Source organism: Pedobacter anseongensis (genome assembly GCF_037482965.1).
Taxonomy (GTDB): domain Bacteria; phylum Bacteroidota; class Bacteroidia; order Sphingobacteriales; family Sphingobacteriaceae; genus Pedobacter; species Pedobacter anseongensis.
The window spans coordinates 1,539,164-1,555,283 of record NZ_JBBHKB010000001.1 but is presented as its reverse complement, the minus strand read 5'-3'; the positions used below and the strand labels follow the sequence as shown (position 1 = coordinate 1,555,283).

General features: G+C 38.1%; 18 protein-coding genes. 9 read left to right on the top strand and 9 right to left on the bottom strand.

All coding sequences use genetic code 11. The features are described from left to right. Nucleotides 1-26: 26 nt before the first annotated feature. The 8 genes from WG904_RS06950 (at nt 27) to WG904_RS06915 (ending at nt 6,547) form a co-directional block, all read left to right on the top strand. Nucleotides 27-1,082, top strand: a complete 1,056-nt coding sequence (locus WG904_RS06950; RefSeq protein WP_339578570.1) for an ATP-grasp domain-containing protein — start codon at nt 27-29, stop codon at nt 1,080-1,082. A 24-nt stretch (nt 1,083-1,106) separates the two neighbouring features. Beyond that, nucleotides 1,107-2,210, top strand: a complete 1,104-nt coding sequence (locus tag WG904_RS06945; RefSeq protein ID WP_339578569.1) for a carboxylate-amine ligase — start codon at nt 1,107-1,109, stop codon at nt 2,208-2,210. 4 nt (nt 2,211-2,214) lie between these two features. Then, nucleotides 2,215-3,054, top strand: a complete 840-nt coding sequence (locus WG904_RS06940; protein ID WP_339578568.1) for a type 1 glutamine amidotransferase — start codon at nt 2,215-2,217, stop codon at nt 3,052-3,054. Between the two features lie 15 nt (nt 3,055-3,069). Next, nucleotides 3,070-4,290 carry an ATP-grasp domain-containing protein gene (locus tag WG904_RS06935; protein WP_339578567.1) on the top strand — a complete coding sequence of 407 codons (1,221 nt, stop codon included), beginning with the start codon at nt 3,070-3,072 and terminating at the stop codon, nt 4,288-4,290. Nucleotides 4,291-4,309: 19 nt separating this feature from the next. Next, nucleotides 4,310-4,471, top strand: coding sequence for a FeoB-associated Cys-rich membrane protein (locus WG904_RS06930; RefSeq protein ID WP_339578566.1), 162 nt, complete (start codon nt 4,310-4,312; stop codon nt 4,469-4,471). Between the two features lie 5 nt (nt 4,472-4,476). Further along, a complete protein-coding gene (locus WG904_RS06925) occupies nt 4,477-5,064 on the top strand; it encodes a Crp/Fnr family transcriptional regulator (RefSeq protein WP_339578565.1) in 588 nt (195 codons plus the stop codon). A 93-nt stretch (nt 5,065-5,157) separates the two neighbouring features. Continuing rightward, nucleotides 5,158-5,688 (top strand): YceI family protein, encoded by a 531-nt coding sequence (locus tag WG904_RS06920; protein WP_339578564.1) that lies wholly within the window; start codon nt 5,158-5,160, stop codon nt 5,686-5,688. Further along, nucleotides 5,681-6,547: a pirin family protein gene (locus tag WG904_RS06915; RefSeq protein ID WP_339578563.1), complete on the top strand. Its 867-nt coding sequence runs from the start codon at nt 5,681-5,683 to the stop codon at nt 6,545-6,547. The genes WG904_RS06920 and WG904_RS06915 overlap by 8 nt, the downstream gene beginning before the upstream one ends. Nucleotides 6,548-6,611: 64 nt before the next feature. On the opposite strand, the gene ispF is transcribed toward WG904_RS06915, so the two are convergent. Together ispF and porV are read right to left on the bottom strand one after the other, a co-directional pair. Next, on the bottom strand, nt 6,612-7,091 hold the full coding sequence (ispF, locus tag WG904_RS06910; RefSeq protein WP_339578562.1) for a 2-C-methyl-D-erythritol 2,4-cyclodiphosphate synthase: 480 nt from the start codon (nt 7,089-7,091) through the stop codon (nt 6,612-6,614). After that, nucleotides 7,091-8,272 carry a type IX secretion system outer membrane channel protein PorV gene (gene porV / locus WG904_RS06905; protein ID WP_339578561.1) on the bottom strand — a complete coding sequence of 394 codons (1,182 nt, stop codon included), beginning with the start codon at nt 8,270-8,272 and terminating at the stop codon, nt 7,091-7,093. The genes ispF and porV overlap by 1 nt, the downstream gene beginning before the upstream one ends. Before the next feature lie 290 nt (nt 8,273-8,562). Between porV and WG904_RS06900 the strand changes: the two genes are divergently transcribed. Next, nucleotides 8,563-10,146 carry an SUMF1/EgtB/PvdO family nonheme iron enzyme gene (locus WG904_RS06900; protein WP_339578560.1) on the top strand — a complete coding sequence of 528 codons (1,584 nt, stop codon included), beginning with the start codon at nt 8,563-8,565 and terminating at the stop codon, nt 10,144-10,146. A 1-nt stretch (nt 10,147) separates the two neighbouring features. Here the strand turns inward: WG904_RS06900 and WG904_RS06895 are convergent, their stop codons facing one another. The 7 genes from WG904_RS06895 to WG904_RS06865 all read right to left on the bottom strand — a co-directional run bounded on the left by WG904_RS06895 (nt 10,148) and on the right by WG904_RS06865 (nt 16,119). Beyond that, nucleotides 10,148-10,645 carry an acyl-CoA carboxylase biotin carboxyl carrier protein subunit gene (locus WG904_RS06895; protein ID WP_339578559.1) on the bottom strand — a complete coding sequence of 166 codons (498 nt, stop codon included), beginning with the start codon at nt 10,643-10,645 and terminating at the stop codon, nt 10,148-10,150. Between the two features lies 1 nt (nt 10,646). Beyond that, complete coding sequence (locus tag WG904_RS06890; RefSeq protein WP_339578558.1) at nt 10,647-11,231, bottom strand: DUF4159 domain-containing protein; 585 nt, start codon at nt 11,229-11,231, stop codon at nt 10,647-10,649. Between the two features lie 143 nt (nt 11,232-11,374). Continuing rightward, nucleotides 11,375-12,079, bottom strand: a complete 705-nt coding sequence (locus WG904_RS06885) for a 16S rRNA (uracil(1498)-N(3))-methyltransferase (RefSeq protein ID WP_339578557.1) — start codon at nt 12,077-12,079, stop codon at nt 11,375-11,377. Next, a complete protein-coding gene (locus WG904_RS06880) occupies nt 12,079-13,482 on the bottom strand; it encodes a hemolysin family protein (RefSeq protein ID WP_339578556.1) in 1,404 nt (467 codons plus the stop codon). The genes WG904_RS06885 and WG904_RS06880 overlap by 1 nt, the downstream gene beginning before the upstream one ends. Beyond that, on the bottom strand, nt 13,482-14,033 hold the full coding sequence (locus WG904_RS06875) for an inorganic diphosphatase (RefSeq protein WP_339578555.1): 552 nt from the start codon (nt 14,031-14,033) through the stop codon (nt 13,482-13,484). Before WG904_RS06875 ends, WG904_RS06880 begins: the two co-directional genes overlap by 1 nt. Nucleotides 14,034-14,036: 3 nt before the next feature. Continuing rightward, the gene (locus tag WG904_RS06870; RefSeq protein ID WP_339578554.1) at nt 14,037-14,699 is read right to left on the bottom strand and encodes a DedA family protein; all 663 of its coding nucleotides are present in this window, start codon (nt 14,697-14,699) and stop codon (nt 14,037-14,039) included. Between the two features lie 46 nt (nt 14,700-14,745). After that, complete coding sequence (locus tag WG904_RS06865) at nt 14,746-16,119, bottom strand: NADH-quinone oxidoreductase subunit N (RefSeq protein ID WP_339578553.1); 1,374 nt, start codon at nt 16,117-16,119, stop codon at nt 14,746-14,748. Nucleotide 16,120 lies beyond the last annotated feature (1 nt).

Below are 16,120 nucleotides of genomic sequence, written 5' to 3'. Positions count from 1 at the left end.
CAATTAACCGATTAAACAGTATATCAATGAAAAAAATAGGAATTTTATTTGGGCAAGAACGATCTTTTCCACAAGCTTTTGTAGATAGGGTAAATCAAAAGGCAGAGAAAGGCATAACTGCTGAGTTTGTAAAAATTAGTAAAGTTTTTCAGGCTGAAGAACCAGAATATGCCGTTATTATAGACCGCATTTCGCAGGATGTACCCTTCTATCGTGCGTATTTAAAAAATGCCGCAATGGGCGGAACAGCGGTAATCAATAATCCATTTTGGTGGAGTGCTGATGAGAAATTCTTTAACAATGCACTCGCAGAAAACATTGGGGTACCTGTTCCAAAAACTGCCTTAATTCCATCTAGGGAACACCCGAACGACACTTCCGAGCAGTCTTTTAGTAATTTGGCAATGCCGATGGACTGGGATGCCATATTTGAATACACAGGCTTCCCTGCCTATATGAAGCCCTTTGACGGGGGTGGGTGGAAAGAGGTGTATAAACTGCATAACAAAGAAGATTTCTTCGATAAACACAGTCAAACCAAACAAACGGTAATGATGTTGCAGGAAGAAATTATGTTCGAAGAATATTTTAGATGTTATTGCATCGGTGGAAAATATGTTCGCATTATGCAATACGAGCCTCGCAACCCGCATCATTTGCGTTATGTAATTGACGGACCAAAACCAAGCGAAAAACTTTTAAAAACAATAGAAGAGTATACGTTAAGATTGAACAAATATTTGGGATATGATTTTAACACGGTAGAATTTGCGGTACGAAACGGAATACCAATCGCAATCGACTTCTGTAATCCCGCTCCAGACGCTGGCGTAGAAAGTGTTGGCGCCGAAAATTTCGAGTGGGTTGTAGAAACTGCAGCTACCTATGCGATTGAGAAAGCTAAAGCACAAAAGTTCGGACAAGACAATTTAACTTGGGGTGAATACGTAAAAACCGGGGCTGCCGGCACATCTTTAGTCGCCAAACCGAAACCTGTTGCTACAGCAAAAGTTGCCGTAAAAACCAAAGCAACTCCAAAAGCCAAGCCTGCCGCAGCTAAAAAAGCAGCTCCAAAAAAATAACCTGTATTAAAACAATGTACTCAAATGATGAATGAATTTACGCTCGGCATTGAAGAAGAATACATGGTGGTTGATCCAGTAACCAGGGAATTAACCTCACATGATCAAAAAATAGTGGAATCGGCTCAAAAGATTCATAAAGACCAAGTTAAAGCTGAAATGCACCAGGCGGTAGTAGAAGTTGGAACGGGAATTTGCCATAATACCGATCAGGCGAGAAAAGAAATTTCTCAACTTCGTTATACCGTTTCGCAATTAGCGGGAGAGCAAGGTTTACGCATTGGTGCCGCCGGAACCCATCCCTTTTCTCATTGGGAGAAACAGTTAATTACCGAACACCCTCGGTACAGTGAGATTGTAAATGAATTACAGGAGGCTGCGCGTTCGAACTTAATTTTCGGATTGCATGTACATGTTGGTTTTCAATCGCGCGAATTAGCTATCCACATTGCCAATCAAGTGCGCTATTTCTTGCCCCACGTTTTTGCACTTTCTACGAACTCTCCATTTTGGGAAAGCAGAAATACAGGGTATAAATCTTTCCGGACAAAAATTTTCGATAAATTCCCTCGTACCGGAATTCCAGATATTTTTAACAGTATAGAAGATTACGATAATTATGTAAAGCTGCTAATTAAAACCAATTGCATGGATAATGCCAAAAAGATTTGGTGGGATATTCGCGTGCATCCTTTTTTCGATACGGTCGAATTCCGTATTTGTGACTGTCCGATGCTCATCGATGAAACCATGGCTTTTACAGCACTATTTCAAGCTTTGTGTGCTAAATTGTATAAGTTACGTTTACAAAACATGGAATTTATTAGCTATTCAAGGGCACTAATTAACGAAAATAAGTGGCGTGCAGCGCGTTATGGTATAGATGGTAATCTCATCGATTTCGGGAAAGAAATGGAAGTAAACTGCCGAAACCTTATCTTAGAATTGTTAGATTTTGTTGATGATGTTGTTGACGATCTCGGTAGCAGAAACGACATTAACTATGTCCATAAAATCTTGCAAAATGGAACTGGTGCTGATCGGCAACTTGAAGTTTACGATAAAACTGGTAGCTTTGAATCGGTGGTAGACTACATTACTACACAAACGTTAATAGGCGCAGGATAATAAAATGACGGAGAAAAGCAATATCAAGGTAGCTGTAATAGACATGAACAATGGTAATCCTAATCAAGGAATGAGAGGGATACAGGAAGTTTTACAGCAATACCAAGAAAAAAACCAACTTGATTTAACTTACGATATTTTCAACATCAGACAAAAAAATGAAGTGCCCGATTTAAGCTATGATGTTTACATTTCTAGCGGTGGCCCGGGTAGTCCTTTTGATGGAGAACAATCTGAATGGGAATTTAATTTTTTTAACTTATTAGATGATATTGAGCTTTTTAATGCTCATAATGATAGTAAAAAGAATGTTTTTTTAATTTGCCATTCTTTTCAACTCGCTTGTCGTAAATACGGTTTGGGGAAGGTTACCCAACGAAAATCGAATGCATTTGGGATTTTTCCCATCAGTTTAACTGAAAATGGCGAATTGGAAACAAATTTTAAAGGTTTATCCAATCCATTTTACGCTGTCGATAGTAGAGACTGGCAGGTTATAGAGCCTAATCTTGCTGATTTTGAAGCAAAAGGAGCAAAAATTTTGGCAATCGAGAAAGAGCGTCCACATGTTGCCTTGGAACGATGTGTAATGGCGATTCGTTTTTCTGAACAGATTATTGGCACCCAGTTTCATCCAGAGGCCGACCCTATCGGAATGAAAATGTATTTACTTCAAGAGGATAAGAAAGTAGCTATTATTAAAAATCACGGAGAAGATAAATATTTGGATATGTTAAATAGCTTAGACAACCCTGGGCACATTACCTTAACACAAAGCGTGATTTTACCGAATTTTTTAGACGAGGTGGTGGCACATAAGTTAAACGTCGTTCTCTCGAGCTAACCTAAATAAGTTATCATGATCCAAAAATACCGCCAGTCGTTTAACGCCAATTTTACGGAGCAAAAGTATCGTAATTTTGTTAAAACCCTGGAAACTGGTTACCCAGAAATTCCCTTCCGAGTTGCCGAAACACCAATTTTCATTCCAGAAGCACTAAAACACAAATTAATTGCTGCGGGCGAAGAAATCATTGCGCTAATTAAACGAGACGACTTCAAAGAACTTACTCAAAAAGCAATTCCTTTACAATGGAATGTTAAAAATGAAACTGGAAACCCTCATTTTTTAACATTCGACTATGGATTATGTAAAGATGAGTATGGAGAGGTAACCCCAATGCTCATAGAGATGCAAGGCTTCCCTTCGCTTTATGGCTTCCAATCGCATTTAGCCGAAACGTTTAAGGCAGCATATGAATTAGATGAGAACCTAACACCTTATTTCGATGGTTTAACTGAAACATCCTATTTTGATTTACTACGAAAAGTAATTGTTGGAAATCATTCCCCAAATGAGGTTGCCTTAATGGACATCGATGCGCATAATCAGAAAACAGCAATCGATTTCTTTGTAACAGCGAAAAAATTAGGCATTAAAATACTAGGGCTTGAAGAAATTAAGCAAGAGGGAAAACACTTGTTCTATCAAGAAAATGGAGAAAATATCCGCCTTAAGCGCATTTATAACCGTCTCATTTTTGATGAACTCGAAAATGACACAACTATCTTCGAAAAAAGCTTCGATCCCCGCAACGAATTAGATATAGAATGGGTAACGCACCCAAATTGGTTTTACCGCATCAGCAAGTATACTATGCCTTTCTTAAAAAGCAAATTTGTACCCGAAACCAACTTCCTAAATACAATAGAAACTATTCCGGCCGATTTAGAGAACTACGTCTTAAAGCCTTTATTTAGCTTTGCAGGAATGGGCGTAATTATCGATGTTACAGAAGAAGATGTGAAAGCCATTAAAGACCCAGAGAATTGGATCCTACAACGAAAAGTAACTTACGAACCCTTTATAGAGTCTCCAGATGGAGGTGTAAAAGCAGAAATTAGAATGATGTATGTTTGGCCAGAAGGCGAAGAACCACAACTTTGCATCAATTTAGGAAGGCTAAGCAGAGGCAAGATGATTGGCGTACGCTATAATAAAGATTTCGATTGGGTTGGTGGTACGGTTGGTTTAATGGAGAATCTTTTTTTTGACAATCCGCTGAACAGCAATCCCTAAAAAATCGTAATTTTGCCATATGGATATCCAGTTCATTTTAGTGATTATCATTTTTGCTGCTGCATTGTTCTATGTAGGGCGGATGATTTATCGTTCCGTTTCACCAAAAAGTAATGGCTGTGCTTCTGGATGTGGCAAATGTGCCGCTAATTTTGAGAACATCCCATCGCCAAAGCAATAGTTTACATGCTAGAAAATTTCGCTCAATATTTAAGAGATCGATTATCCATTACCGATCAGCAAGCAAGCGAAGCCGTAAGCTGTCTAAAAACGAAAACGATTAAAAAAGGGCAAATCCTTCTTCGTTCTGGCGATTTAAAATCTGAAGCTTACTTCATCAATAGCGGTTTATTACGCTACTTCTCGATTGACGAAAAAGGTAAAGAACACATTATTCAATTTGCTCCTGAAAACTGGATGCTATCTGATCGCGACACTTCAGTTTTTAACGAACCTGCATTTTTTTATATCGATGCTATTGAAGACACTGAAGTAGTTATTGTTAAAAAAGATTTCTTTCCTGCAATCCAAAACATTGTTCCTGAAATTTTGGAACTAAACATTTTAATGCTCCACAATTCGATTCGCTTTATGCAAAAGCGAATTAATATGTTGTTAAGCGCAACTGCGGAAGAAAGATACCTCGATTTTATCAAGCTCTATCCAAACCTTACCCTGCGCGTGCCGCAATGGATGATAGCTTCCTATTTAGGAATCACTCCAGAATCACTAAGTCGCGTACGGAAAGACCTTGCTAAAAAGCATTTTAGGTAGATTAGCTAATTACTTACCATACATCAACGTCTAACAAAACTACTTGCCCTAACTTTGTGTTATCAAATTAAAGAAAACATAAAAAACTAAATTATGGCAACTACAAAATGGGCATTAGACCCAACCCACAGCGAATTACAATTTAAAGTAAAACATTTAATGATCACTACGGTAACGGGTAGTTTAAAATCTTTTTCGGCCGAACTCTCATCTGAAGGCGATGAATTTACTGGAGCAACCATCTCGTTTAGCGGCGATATTAGCTCGTTAGATACTGGAAATTCGGATCGCGATAATCACTTGAAAAGTGGCGATTTCTTCGACGCAGAGAAATTCCCAACAATGGATTTTAAATCTACCTCGATGGAAAAAGATGGAGACGATTATGTGATCAAAGGTGATTTAACTATTAAGGATACAACCAAACCGGTAAAATTAACGGCAGAATTTGGTGGTATAGCCACCGATCCATGGGGAAATACTAAAGCAGGTTTTACCTTGAGTGCAAAAATTAACCGTTCTGAATTTGGATTAAACTGGAATGCAGCCTTAGAAACTGGCGGTGTAATGGTTAGTGAAGAGGTAAGAATTTTGGGCGAATTGCAGTTTGTTAAAGGTGCCTAATAAAGCTATCTCTACCATCCTAAATTCTCCAGCCCCACACATGGTTGGCGACGGATTTAGGGTACACAATTTTTTCCCTAGCGGATATAAGTTAACCATGAGTCCCTTCTTTTTGCTCGATTACAATGCAAAAATAGAGTTCTCTGCTCGCAAAAAACCGCGAGGCGTTGGCGTTCATCCGCATCGTGGATTTGAAACAGTAACGATTGCTTATCATGGGGCAGTAGCTCATCACGATAGCGCTGGAAATAGCGGCGTAATTTACCCAGGTGATGTACAATGGATGACCGCAGCAAGTGGAATTTTACATAAAGAATATCACGAAGAAGTGTTCAGTAAAAAGGGTGGATTATTTCAAATGGTACAACTATGGGTTAATTTACCTGCTAAAGATAAAATGAGTACCCCAAAATACCAGGCACTTAAGCATAGCGAAATTTCAAAAGTTATTTTACCGAACGGTGCAGGAACAATTGAAGTAATTGCTGGAAATTTTAATGGTACAAAAGGAAGCGCAAGCACCTTTACACCGATTGAAGTGTACAATTCTCATTTAAATAAAGATAAAAAAATGAGCTTTAGTTTTCCCGCACATTTCAATACCGCTTTTCTAATTATCGAAGGTAAAATAAAGATAAATGATTCTTCAATTGCAGAAAAAGACCAAATGGTCTATTTTAAAAATGAAGGAGAAATTATTGAAGTGGAAGCTACAACAAACAGTGTGTTCTTAGTGTTAAGCGGCCAGCCAATTGATGAACCTCTTGCACAATACGGCCCTTTTCTAATGAACACAGAAGAAGAAATTAAGCAAGCCATTACCGATTATAATGAAGGTAGATTTGGGTATTTAGAATAATTGCGAGTTGCAGGATCGGGCGGTTATGGCGAAATGGCTATAACGCAAATCGGAACCCGCACAATTAACCATTTTGTAATAAACACACTGCATACGCTACCACACCCTCCTCTCTGCCAATAAAACCCATTTGTTCGTTGGTAGTAGCTTTAATAGAAATATCGTCGAGTGAAATTGCAATAGCCTCGGCGATATTTTTTTGCATTTGAGGAATATGTGGATTAATTTTTGGAGCTTCTAAACAAAGCATCGCATCGATATTGCTTACTTCCCAACCTTTTTCACGAACCAATTTCATGGTTTCTTTAAGCAAATGAATACTGCTTATTCCTTTCCACTGAGGGTCGGTATTTTTAAAATGAAAACCAATGTCTCTTAAGTTTGCAGCGCCTAATAGGGCATCGCAAATAGCATGTAAAAGTACATCGGCATCCGAGTGTCCGAATGCGCCCCTATGGTGTTCTAAATTTACGCCGCCAACAAAAAATGGATGATTATCTTTTAATTGATGAACATCGAAGCCAAAGCCAACTTTTATCCTCATTATTTGGTGCTGCCGAAATTAAATAGCAAGCTAAATCGCAACGTATTTGCTAACGGACTCTTTTGTGGATTTGCCAATAAATAAGCGAAATCAATGTTAAAAATATTATACTTCAAGCCAGCGCCCAGCGTAAAATAACGCCTATCTCCCTTTTCTGGCGCTTCATAAAAATACCCTGCCCTTAATGCAAACTGCTGATTATACCAATATTCCATACCTGCTGCTATGCTTACCTCCTTAAGTTCCTCACTAAAACCACCAGGTGCATCACTAAACGAGCCAAAAATGCCAGCTGGAACCGAGCGATCTGGATCCTTACCTGAAATAATGTTACCATTTGCATCACGAATAGGTTGGGTAGGCACTAATAGTTTATTAAAATCTAGTGCAAAAGTAAACTGGCTATAATCATCAATAATAAAAGTAGACGCTGTACCTAACTTTAAATTTGTTGGAAGAAAATATTTATTTCCCCCATCAACATATCCCACTTTTCCGCCAATATTAGAAATATTTGCACCCAATGAAAAAATAGCATCGCTACCAAACATTACCGTTGGTTTAGTATAATAGGCAGAAACATCGACACCAAACCCTGTACCTGCTTTTGTTTGCTGACCTGCTGAAAATTGACCAGAAGTTAAATTCGAATATACATATCGAAAAGTTGTGCCTAATGAAAATTCTTCACCAAATCGACGGGAATAGGATGCATCGAAAGCAAATTCATTGGGACTATAAATCCCCAAATCTTGCTGTCCCTCATCAGTTAATTGAATCTGTCCCAACGAAAAATAACGCATTGATGCTCCAATTGTACTCACATCACTCACTTTATAAAAGCCACTGATGTAGGCTAAATTAATATCGGGAACTAAACTTTTTAACCAAGGACTGTAGGATGCAGAAAATCCATACGGTCTATCTAAAAAGGCGAGTTTAGCTGGATTTATAGACATTGCATTCGCATCCGGCTGTATCGCAACCCCAGCCTCACCCATACTTCCTGCACGTGCATCTGGGGTAATTAACAAGAAAGGCACTGCAGTAGACACATTGTTAGACTGGCTTCCGTTAGTTTGTGTACCAGGTTGTACAACCTGCGCTCGTAGTGTACTGCCACAAAAGATCGCTAAAGAAAGTATACAGATTGCTAGTGTGCTAAAGTACTTTAAATTCATTTACGAGTGAATGAGAATGGAAACGCAAGTTAACATAGTGTTTACTAATTTCAAAGCACAACCTCAGCTTATTTTTCCGAAACCATGCGTACCAATACTAAACGTACATTTTAACATAAATGTATAAAATAGTATTGATTTAGCAATCGCAATAAATTTATAAAACTTTCGTTAACCTGCTATAGCTGTAAATTGTAATTATTTTTTGGCAGATAGTGCTTTTTTTATGTAATTTTAACTTTATTGCAAACAGCCGCTAATTGCTCATAGGGCAAAGAAACTATATACTGATGAAGAAAATATTTTACTACGCTTTAACTTTTTTACTAGCCCTTACTGTATTTACCTCTTGTAAAAACAAGAAAAATGCAGCGGGCATTTCCAATAAAACGGGATATGCTTACAATCAGAAAGCAAATGGAGGTTTCGAAGTGGCTGCAAATTTTAAACGCGGTAATGCCGGTGTAGGCTTAGTCGAAATTGAAGGGGGAGAATTTATCATGGGGGGTAGCGCCGTTGATATACCAGGGCAAGATTTAAGCACCTATAATTATAAGCGAGAAGTTACAATAAGTTCATTTTATATGGACGATACAGAAGTATCGAACACCAACTGGCTAGAATACTTAAATTGGATCAGAAGAAACTATCCAACAGATGCACAATATTATTACGAAGAATTACCTGATACATTAGTTTGGAGGAGCCCCTTATCCTTTAACGAACCTTTTGTAAACAATTACCTTAGACATCCAGCTTATAAAGATTATCCTGTAGTAGGTGTGAGCGCCAAACAAGCAGAAAGGTATTGTGCTTGGAGAACAGACATGGTAAACGAAAGTTTATTGAGAGGGCAGGGTTATATGAATTCTTTTGCAGCGATTAATGGAACGGCCACAGGAAGAAGGAATGCACCAACAACCCCTGTTGTTAAACCCGAAAAACCTTTTAATACCGATTTATACTTAAATGGCCAGATTGACGATAAAGGTCCAAGAGCAAAAGCAGATTTAAATCCAGGTGCAACTCCTACAGCTAGCGCAGCCACTACAGGCAGAAGAGGCGCTCCAACTGCAACAAGAAACGTACGCTTAGAAGATGGTGTAATTTTGCAGCCTTACCGCTTACCAACCGAGGCAGAATGGGAATATGCTGCTTTAGGTTTAATTGGCAATACCAGAGATCAAAATATAGATGCCAAAAGAATATATCCTTGGGATGGCTTAGGCATTACCTCTGCTCAGAAAAAAACTAGGGGAGAGATCTTAGCAAACTTTAAACGTAGTAAAGGCGATTTTATGGGTGTTGGTGGCTCATTAAATGATAGAGCAGCGTTTACTGAAAATGTAAAAAGCTACCTCCCAAATGATTTTGGTTTATATAATATGGCCGGAAATGTAAGCGAGTGGGTTGCCGATGTATACCGAGCGGCTACATTTGAACAAGCCGATGCCTTAAACCCATTTAGAGGTAACCGATTTGAAAATAAAGAAAGAGACTTTGCAACTGGTGCGTTAAAAGCCGATAAATACGGTAAAGCGACCATGGTTCAAGCCAATTCGGGTAAAAAACAAACTTGGGAAGAGCTACAAGCCAATAAAGCCGCAGGTTCTGAACCTTATAATGCAGATCAAAGAGGATACCGCGATGAGCAAAGTCCACTTTACGGTGTTACTACCTTAGTAAATGATAAATCTAGAGTATACAAAGGCGGTTCATGGAACGATCAGGCACAATGGCTAAATCCGGCTGCACGTAGACACATGCAAGAAGACGACTCATCAGCTGATGTGGGCTTTAGGTGCGCTATGACCATGCTTGGCCCATCAGCAGTAGGAAAAAGTAAAAGTGGTTTTAAATTAGGAGGAAAATAATTTAAAAGTTAATTAGAACTTCGTTCTTCTCTACTTTATCACCTTGTTTAATGGCTACCTTTTTAATGATGCCATCTGTTGGCGATTTAATCATGTTTTCCATCTTCATGGCTTCCAACACAAGCAGGTTATCACCTTTCTTTACTTCATCACCTTCAGTAACTAATACATTTAATACTAATCCAGGCATTGGGGCTTTAATTTGCTGCACCTTTGAGGTGGACAAATTATCCATTCCCAATTGCTTTAATAACTGATCGAATTGATCTTCTACAGCCACTTTATAAATGGATCCATTTACCTTTATAGCAGCGGTTTTCTCGGCCTTATCGAAAGCAATTACCTCTATCGTGTACGACCGGTTCTGAAAAATAATGTGGGTAATTTTATCACTTAAGCCTTTTCTATCCAGAACAATAGTTTCATCGTTTACTATAATAGTTTCGTTGTTTTCCTTTATCGAAAAATTATATTGATCATTTACTTTTACGTTATACATGCTATTGGGTTAGTGCGTATTGAACAAGATTAGCGCCCATCTTAAGCGCTTTACTTCTACTTTCTTGCGTGTCTGTTGGATAAGTACCAAAATCTTCCCACCCATTCCCTAAATCGCACTCATAGGTATAATAGCAAATTACTCTGCCTTTCCATATCAATGCTAAGCCTTCAGGTCGTTTCCCATCGTGTTCATGGATTTTCGGTAATCCGCCAGGGAACTTAAATTTTTGGTTGTAGATTTTGTGGTTAGCAGGTAATTCTACAAAACTGAGCTCTGGAAATACCTTTTTCATTTGAGGTCTGATAAACTTATCGAGACCATAGTTGTCATCAATATGCAAAAAGCCGCCACCGATTAAATATTTTCTTAGATTAGCTACCTCTAGATCGCTGAAAATTACATTCCCATGCCCAGTCATATACACAAACGGGTAATTATAAAGTTCAGCACTTCCTACATCAACAATGCCCTCGTCTGCCGAGAAATTAGTTGCTATATTTTTATTACAGAAATCGATCAAATTTGGTAATGCGGTACGATTACCATACCAATCGCCACCCCCACTGTACTTTAACTTACCCATTTTATAGGTTGGGGATTTGAAACTTGATGAAAGAATAAGGAGCAAGAAGCAAAGCGCAAAGAGCTTAGAGCTTGGAGCTTGGGGCTTGGAGCCACAATTTACCAAGAAAACCATCGCCAAAAAACCAAAAACTAAAAAACTAATCATCGATTTAAAAAATTAACTTCAAAACAAGCCGCCAAGGCAGCAGTCTCTGTCCGCAACCGTGTTGTACCTAAAGTTACGGGTTTAAAGCCATTTTGCAAAGCGGAGTTTAGTTCGGCCGCACTAAAATCGCCCTCGGGACCGATTAAAATTAGATAAGATTGGTGTTTTGAGACGACTTCGTTAATAAACTTCTTGCTAGAATCATCCATGCAATGCGCAATTAAACATTCGCCCACAAATTCCTGCTTCATAAAATCGGAAAAGGTTATGGCTTGATTTAACTGAGGGTGATAAGCGGTAAGCGATTGCTTAACCGCCGATGTAATCACTTTATCTAAACGCTCTTCCTTAATAACTTTACGCTCAGAACGATCGCAAATTAAAGGCGTAATTTCGTCGATGCCAATTTCGGTGGCCTTCTCTAAAAACCATTCTAATCGGTCGATATTTTTAGTTGGAGCAATGGCGATGTGCAAGTGATGGTTACGTTTACCGAAATTATGTTGCTTACCAATAACTTTAAGCTGAACATTTTTCTTAGTGATGGCGGTAATTTCGGCTTCGAATAAGCCTCCTTTACCGTCTATTAAGTGCACAACATCGCTCAAGCCCAAACGAAGCACCTTACTACAGTGCCGGCTTTCTTCTTCGTTCAATATAAACGTGTCTGAACTTAGCTCAGGTGTGTAAAAAATATGCATTAATGCGTGTCTACCATGTCGCTTTTACTGATTACCAGTTCAAGTTTAATGGTTTCTATATTTTGCTCTGTCTTTTTTAAGATGGTAAATAAATACCCATAACACTCTTCACTATCGCCAACCTCTGGTATTTTGCCAAATGCATGGGAAACCAATCCGCCAATGGTATCAAAGTCTTCGTCTTCTGGCAAATCATGCGGCAAATGCTCATTTACATCGTAAACCGTAGCATAGGCATTGATCACAAATTCGGTGTCAGATATTTTTTCTACTGTTGGTTTCTCCTCATCATACTCATCCTGAATTTCACCAACAATCTCCTCTACAATATCCTCCAATGTCACCATACCAGCGGTACCACCAAATTCATCAATCACAATGGCAATTTGAATGCGTTTTTGTTGCAGCTCGCTTAAAAGATCGTTGATTTTTTTAGTTTCCGGAACAAAGTAAGGCTTCCTGATAATATCGGCCAAAGTCCACTGCACATTGCCTGCCAATAATGGTAAAATGTCTTTTGCATGAACGATACCAATAATTTTATCAATAATATCGTCGTATACTGGCATTCTAGAATAACCTTCGCCAATAATTTTCTGAACCACATCTTCTTTTGGTGTACTCAATTCTATTCCCGAAATTTTGGTTCTGGGCACCATAATATTTTTAACCACACGCTCATTAAAATCAAACACATTTTTAATTAATTCGTGTTCGTTATCTTCCAAGGCCCCACTTTCTTTACCTTGATCTAATAAGTATTGAAGTTCTTCGTTACTGTGCAACGACTCATGACCGCCTGCAGTATTTATGCCAAACGGCTTTAAAATAATAGAAGCTAAACTATTGAGCGCCCAAATAAATGGCCTGAATACTACATAAAAACCCTGTAATGGTACCGTAACAAATAAGGTGGTAGCAACTGGGCGCTGGATGGCAATCGATTTAGGCGCGAGTTCACCAAATACAATATGCATAATTGTGATTACAGAAAATGCAACAACAGTTGATGTAGAGTGAATAAAGGCATCACTCACCTGAAGATGAAAGCCTAAAAACATATTCTGGAAAATAGTATGCATTACATCTTCACCAACCCAACCTAAACCAAGTGAAGCTAGGGTAATCCCTAATTGTGTAGCGGCCAAATATCCATCTAAATTATGAACGATGCTTTTGGCCATTTTACCAACACGACTGCCCGATTTAGCTTTAATTTCTATCTGCGATGCTCTAACTTTAACTATAGCGAACTCCGCAGCTACAAAAAACCCATTTAATAAAACTAAAAATAACGCTAAAAGAATACGCCAACCTATAGAATCGGTGTCCTGAGGCGTTAATTCTGCCAAAAGTGGTACTGGAAATGTGAGTAGATATGTAAATACCGTGCTAATAACCATTACGAATTATTTCTAAATTTTTTGTCGTAAAGTTCTATACTTTCTTGTATCACTTTGTGGGCATAGCGAACCCCTAGCAAATGCTCTATGGTTACTTTCTTTTCTTCTAAGGCTTTATAATCTTGAAAGAATTTCACTATTTCTTTCATGGTATGCGGTGGTAATTCAGGTAAATCGTTGATATAATTAACAGACATATCATTTTTTGCAACAGCAATAATTTTGTCATCCTGCTCTCCATTATCAACCATGTGCATTACTCCAATTACCTTGGCTTCGATAATTGTCATCGGATATACGTCAACAGAACATAACACTAATATATCTAACGGATCATTATCATCGCAATAGGTTTGCGGAATAAAGCCATAATTAGCTGGGTACATTACCGAAGAGAATAAAACTCTATCTAATTTAATCAGGTTCGATTCTTTGTCGATTTCGTATTTTGCCTTAGAGCCCTTTGGAATTTCTATAATGGCATTTACAGTTTGAGGCAAATTACTACCTGGAGATACACTGTGCCATGGATGATGATCGTCTTTACTCATGTGTTATAGATTGCTGTCAGGCTCATCATCAGCACCCGCCTTTACCACTTGTTTTTTTACAAAGGTAATGATTAGTGGTATAGTGGTAATAATGATGAAACCTATTATAATATAAACTAAATACTCTTCAATTTGTTGGGCAAATCTTCTTCCCAAAAAATAACCTAGCAAAGTTAAGGAAGCTATCCATAAAATTGCACCAAGAATGTTATAAAGTGCAAATTTTTTGATTTCTAACTTCACCACTCCTGCAAATATGGGTGCAAAAGTTCGTACTATGGGTACAAACCTCCCCATAATTAAGGCAAATGCACCTTGCTTACGGTAATATTTTTCGGCGGCTAATAAATACCGCTTCTTAAAAAAAAAAGTGTCCTTTCTATTATATAGCACCGGGCCGGTCTTTCGTCCGAACCAATATCCTGTAAAATTACCAGCAACTGCTGCAATAATTAGTCCCAAAATAAGCACAAAAATATTAACATCGAGCCTACCCGTTGCAACAAACATACCAGCCAGAAATAAAAGGTAATCGCCAGGAAGGAAAAAGCCGAAAAACAACCCTGTTTCTGCAAAAATAACAAATATTACAACGTAAAAACCACCCTCTTTTAATAATTTTTCAGGGTCAATAAAATGCTGTAATGAATTCCAGAATTCTTGCATAGTTCGGTTATTTGTAAAACTACAAATAATAATCTATATCACTATGTTATATCAAATTTAAAATCAGTGACGGATAAATCCCTAATAATAAGGTAACTATTGCCGAAAGAATCAATACAATTTTATAGGATATTGGAGCTAAAAGCACAGTATCCTTGCCCTCATTAAACCAGATGGCAATAATTACTTTAAAATAGTAATAGAAACCAATTAACGCATTTAAAATAGCGATAACAACCAAAGTTGTCTGGTAATTTTCCATTACATTTAAAAACATAACATACTTACCAATAAAGCCAGCTGTTAGCGGAATGCCAGCCAAAGATAGCATTGCTATTGTGAGCGTTATTGCTACTAACGGATTTTTCTTTCCTAACCCATTAAAGCTATCGATAAGATCGCTACCGGTTTTTTGCTTCACTAAAATTAATACGGCAAAGGCAATGATACTCGCAAAGGTATACGCTGCAGCGTATACTAAAACATTGCTTGCCGAACTAGCCGTTAATACCACTAATGAAAATAATAAATAACCCGCATGCGAAATACTCGAGTAGGCCAACATTCTTTTAAAATTTCGTTGGTATAACGCTGTAATGTTTCCAACACACAGGGTAATGATTACAATGACCATTAATGCCGGCGTCCAGAAATCGTGTAAAGGCTCGAAAGCGCCTGCAAATAACCTTAAAAATGCTGCAAATCCTGCTGTTTTAACTACGGTAGACATAAATGCAGTAATCAGGGAAGGCGCTCCTTCGTATACATCAGGAGTCCAGAAATGGAAAGGCGCTGCACCAACTTTAAAGCACAAACCAATCATAATTAAGATCACACCAGGATAAAATAATGGAGAAACAGAGTGTACATTATTAACTAGGTACTGTTGAATAGTGGTAAGATCAAATGATCCCGTTGCACCATAAACTAGCGCAATGCCAAACAACAAGAAACCCGTAGAAAACGCCCCCATTAAGAAGTACTTTAAAGATGCTTCGTTAGACGCAAAATTTAACTTACGAATGCCCGCTAAAATATATAAACTCACCGACATAATCTCGAGCCCAATAAAAAGCATCGACATATTTTGGTACGAAACCATGATAACAATTCCCGAAAGGGCGAATAAAATAAGCGTAAAATATTCAGCCACATTATCGCTTCCCTCAGTAAAATAGCGCTCCGTTAATAGAAATATAAAAAAAGTAGCTAGTATAGCAATTGCCGAGAAAGCCAAGGCAAAATTATCCATCCTCATCATGGTATAGTAGGTAATAGGATTGTTCCACGATAAGGCAACAAAACCTAAGGCAACAAGCAAACCCACAAGCGTTAAAGGCAATAAAGCCCTCCTTGCTTTAAACAAACCCGCATAAAGTACTAAAAAGGCTGTTACAGCGATGGTTATTATAATGTTCATT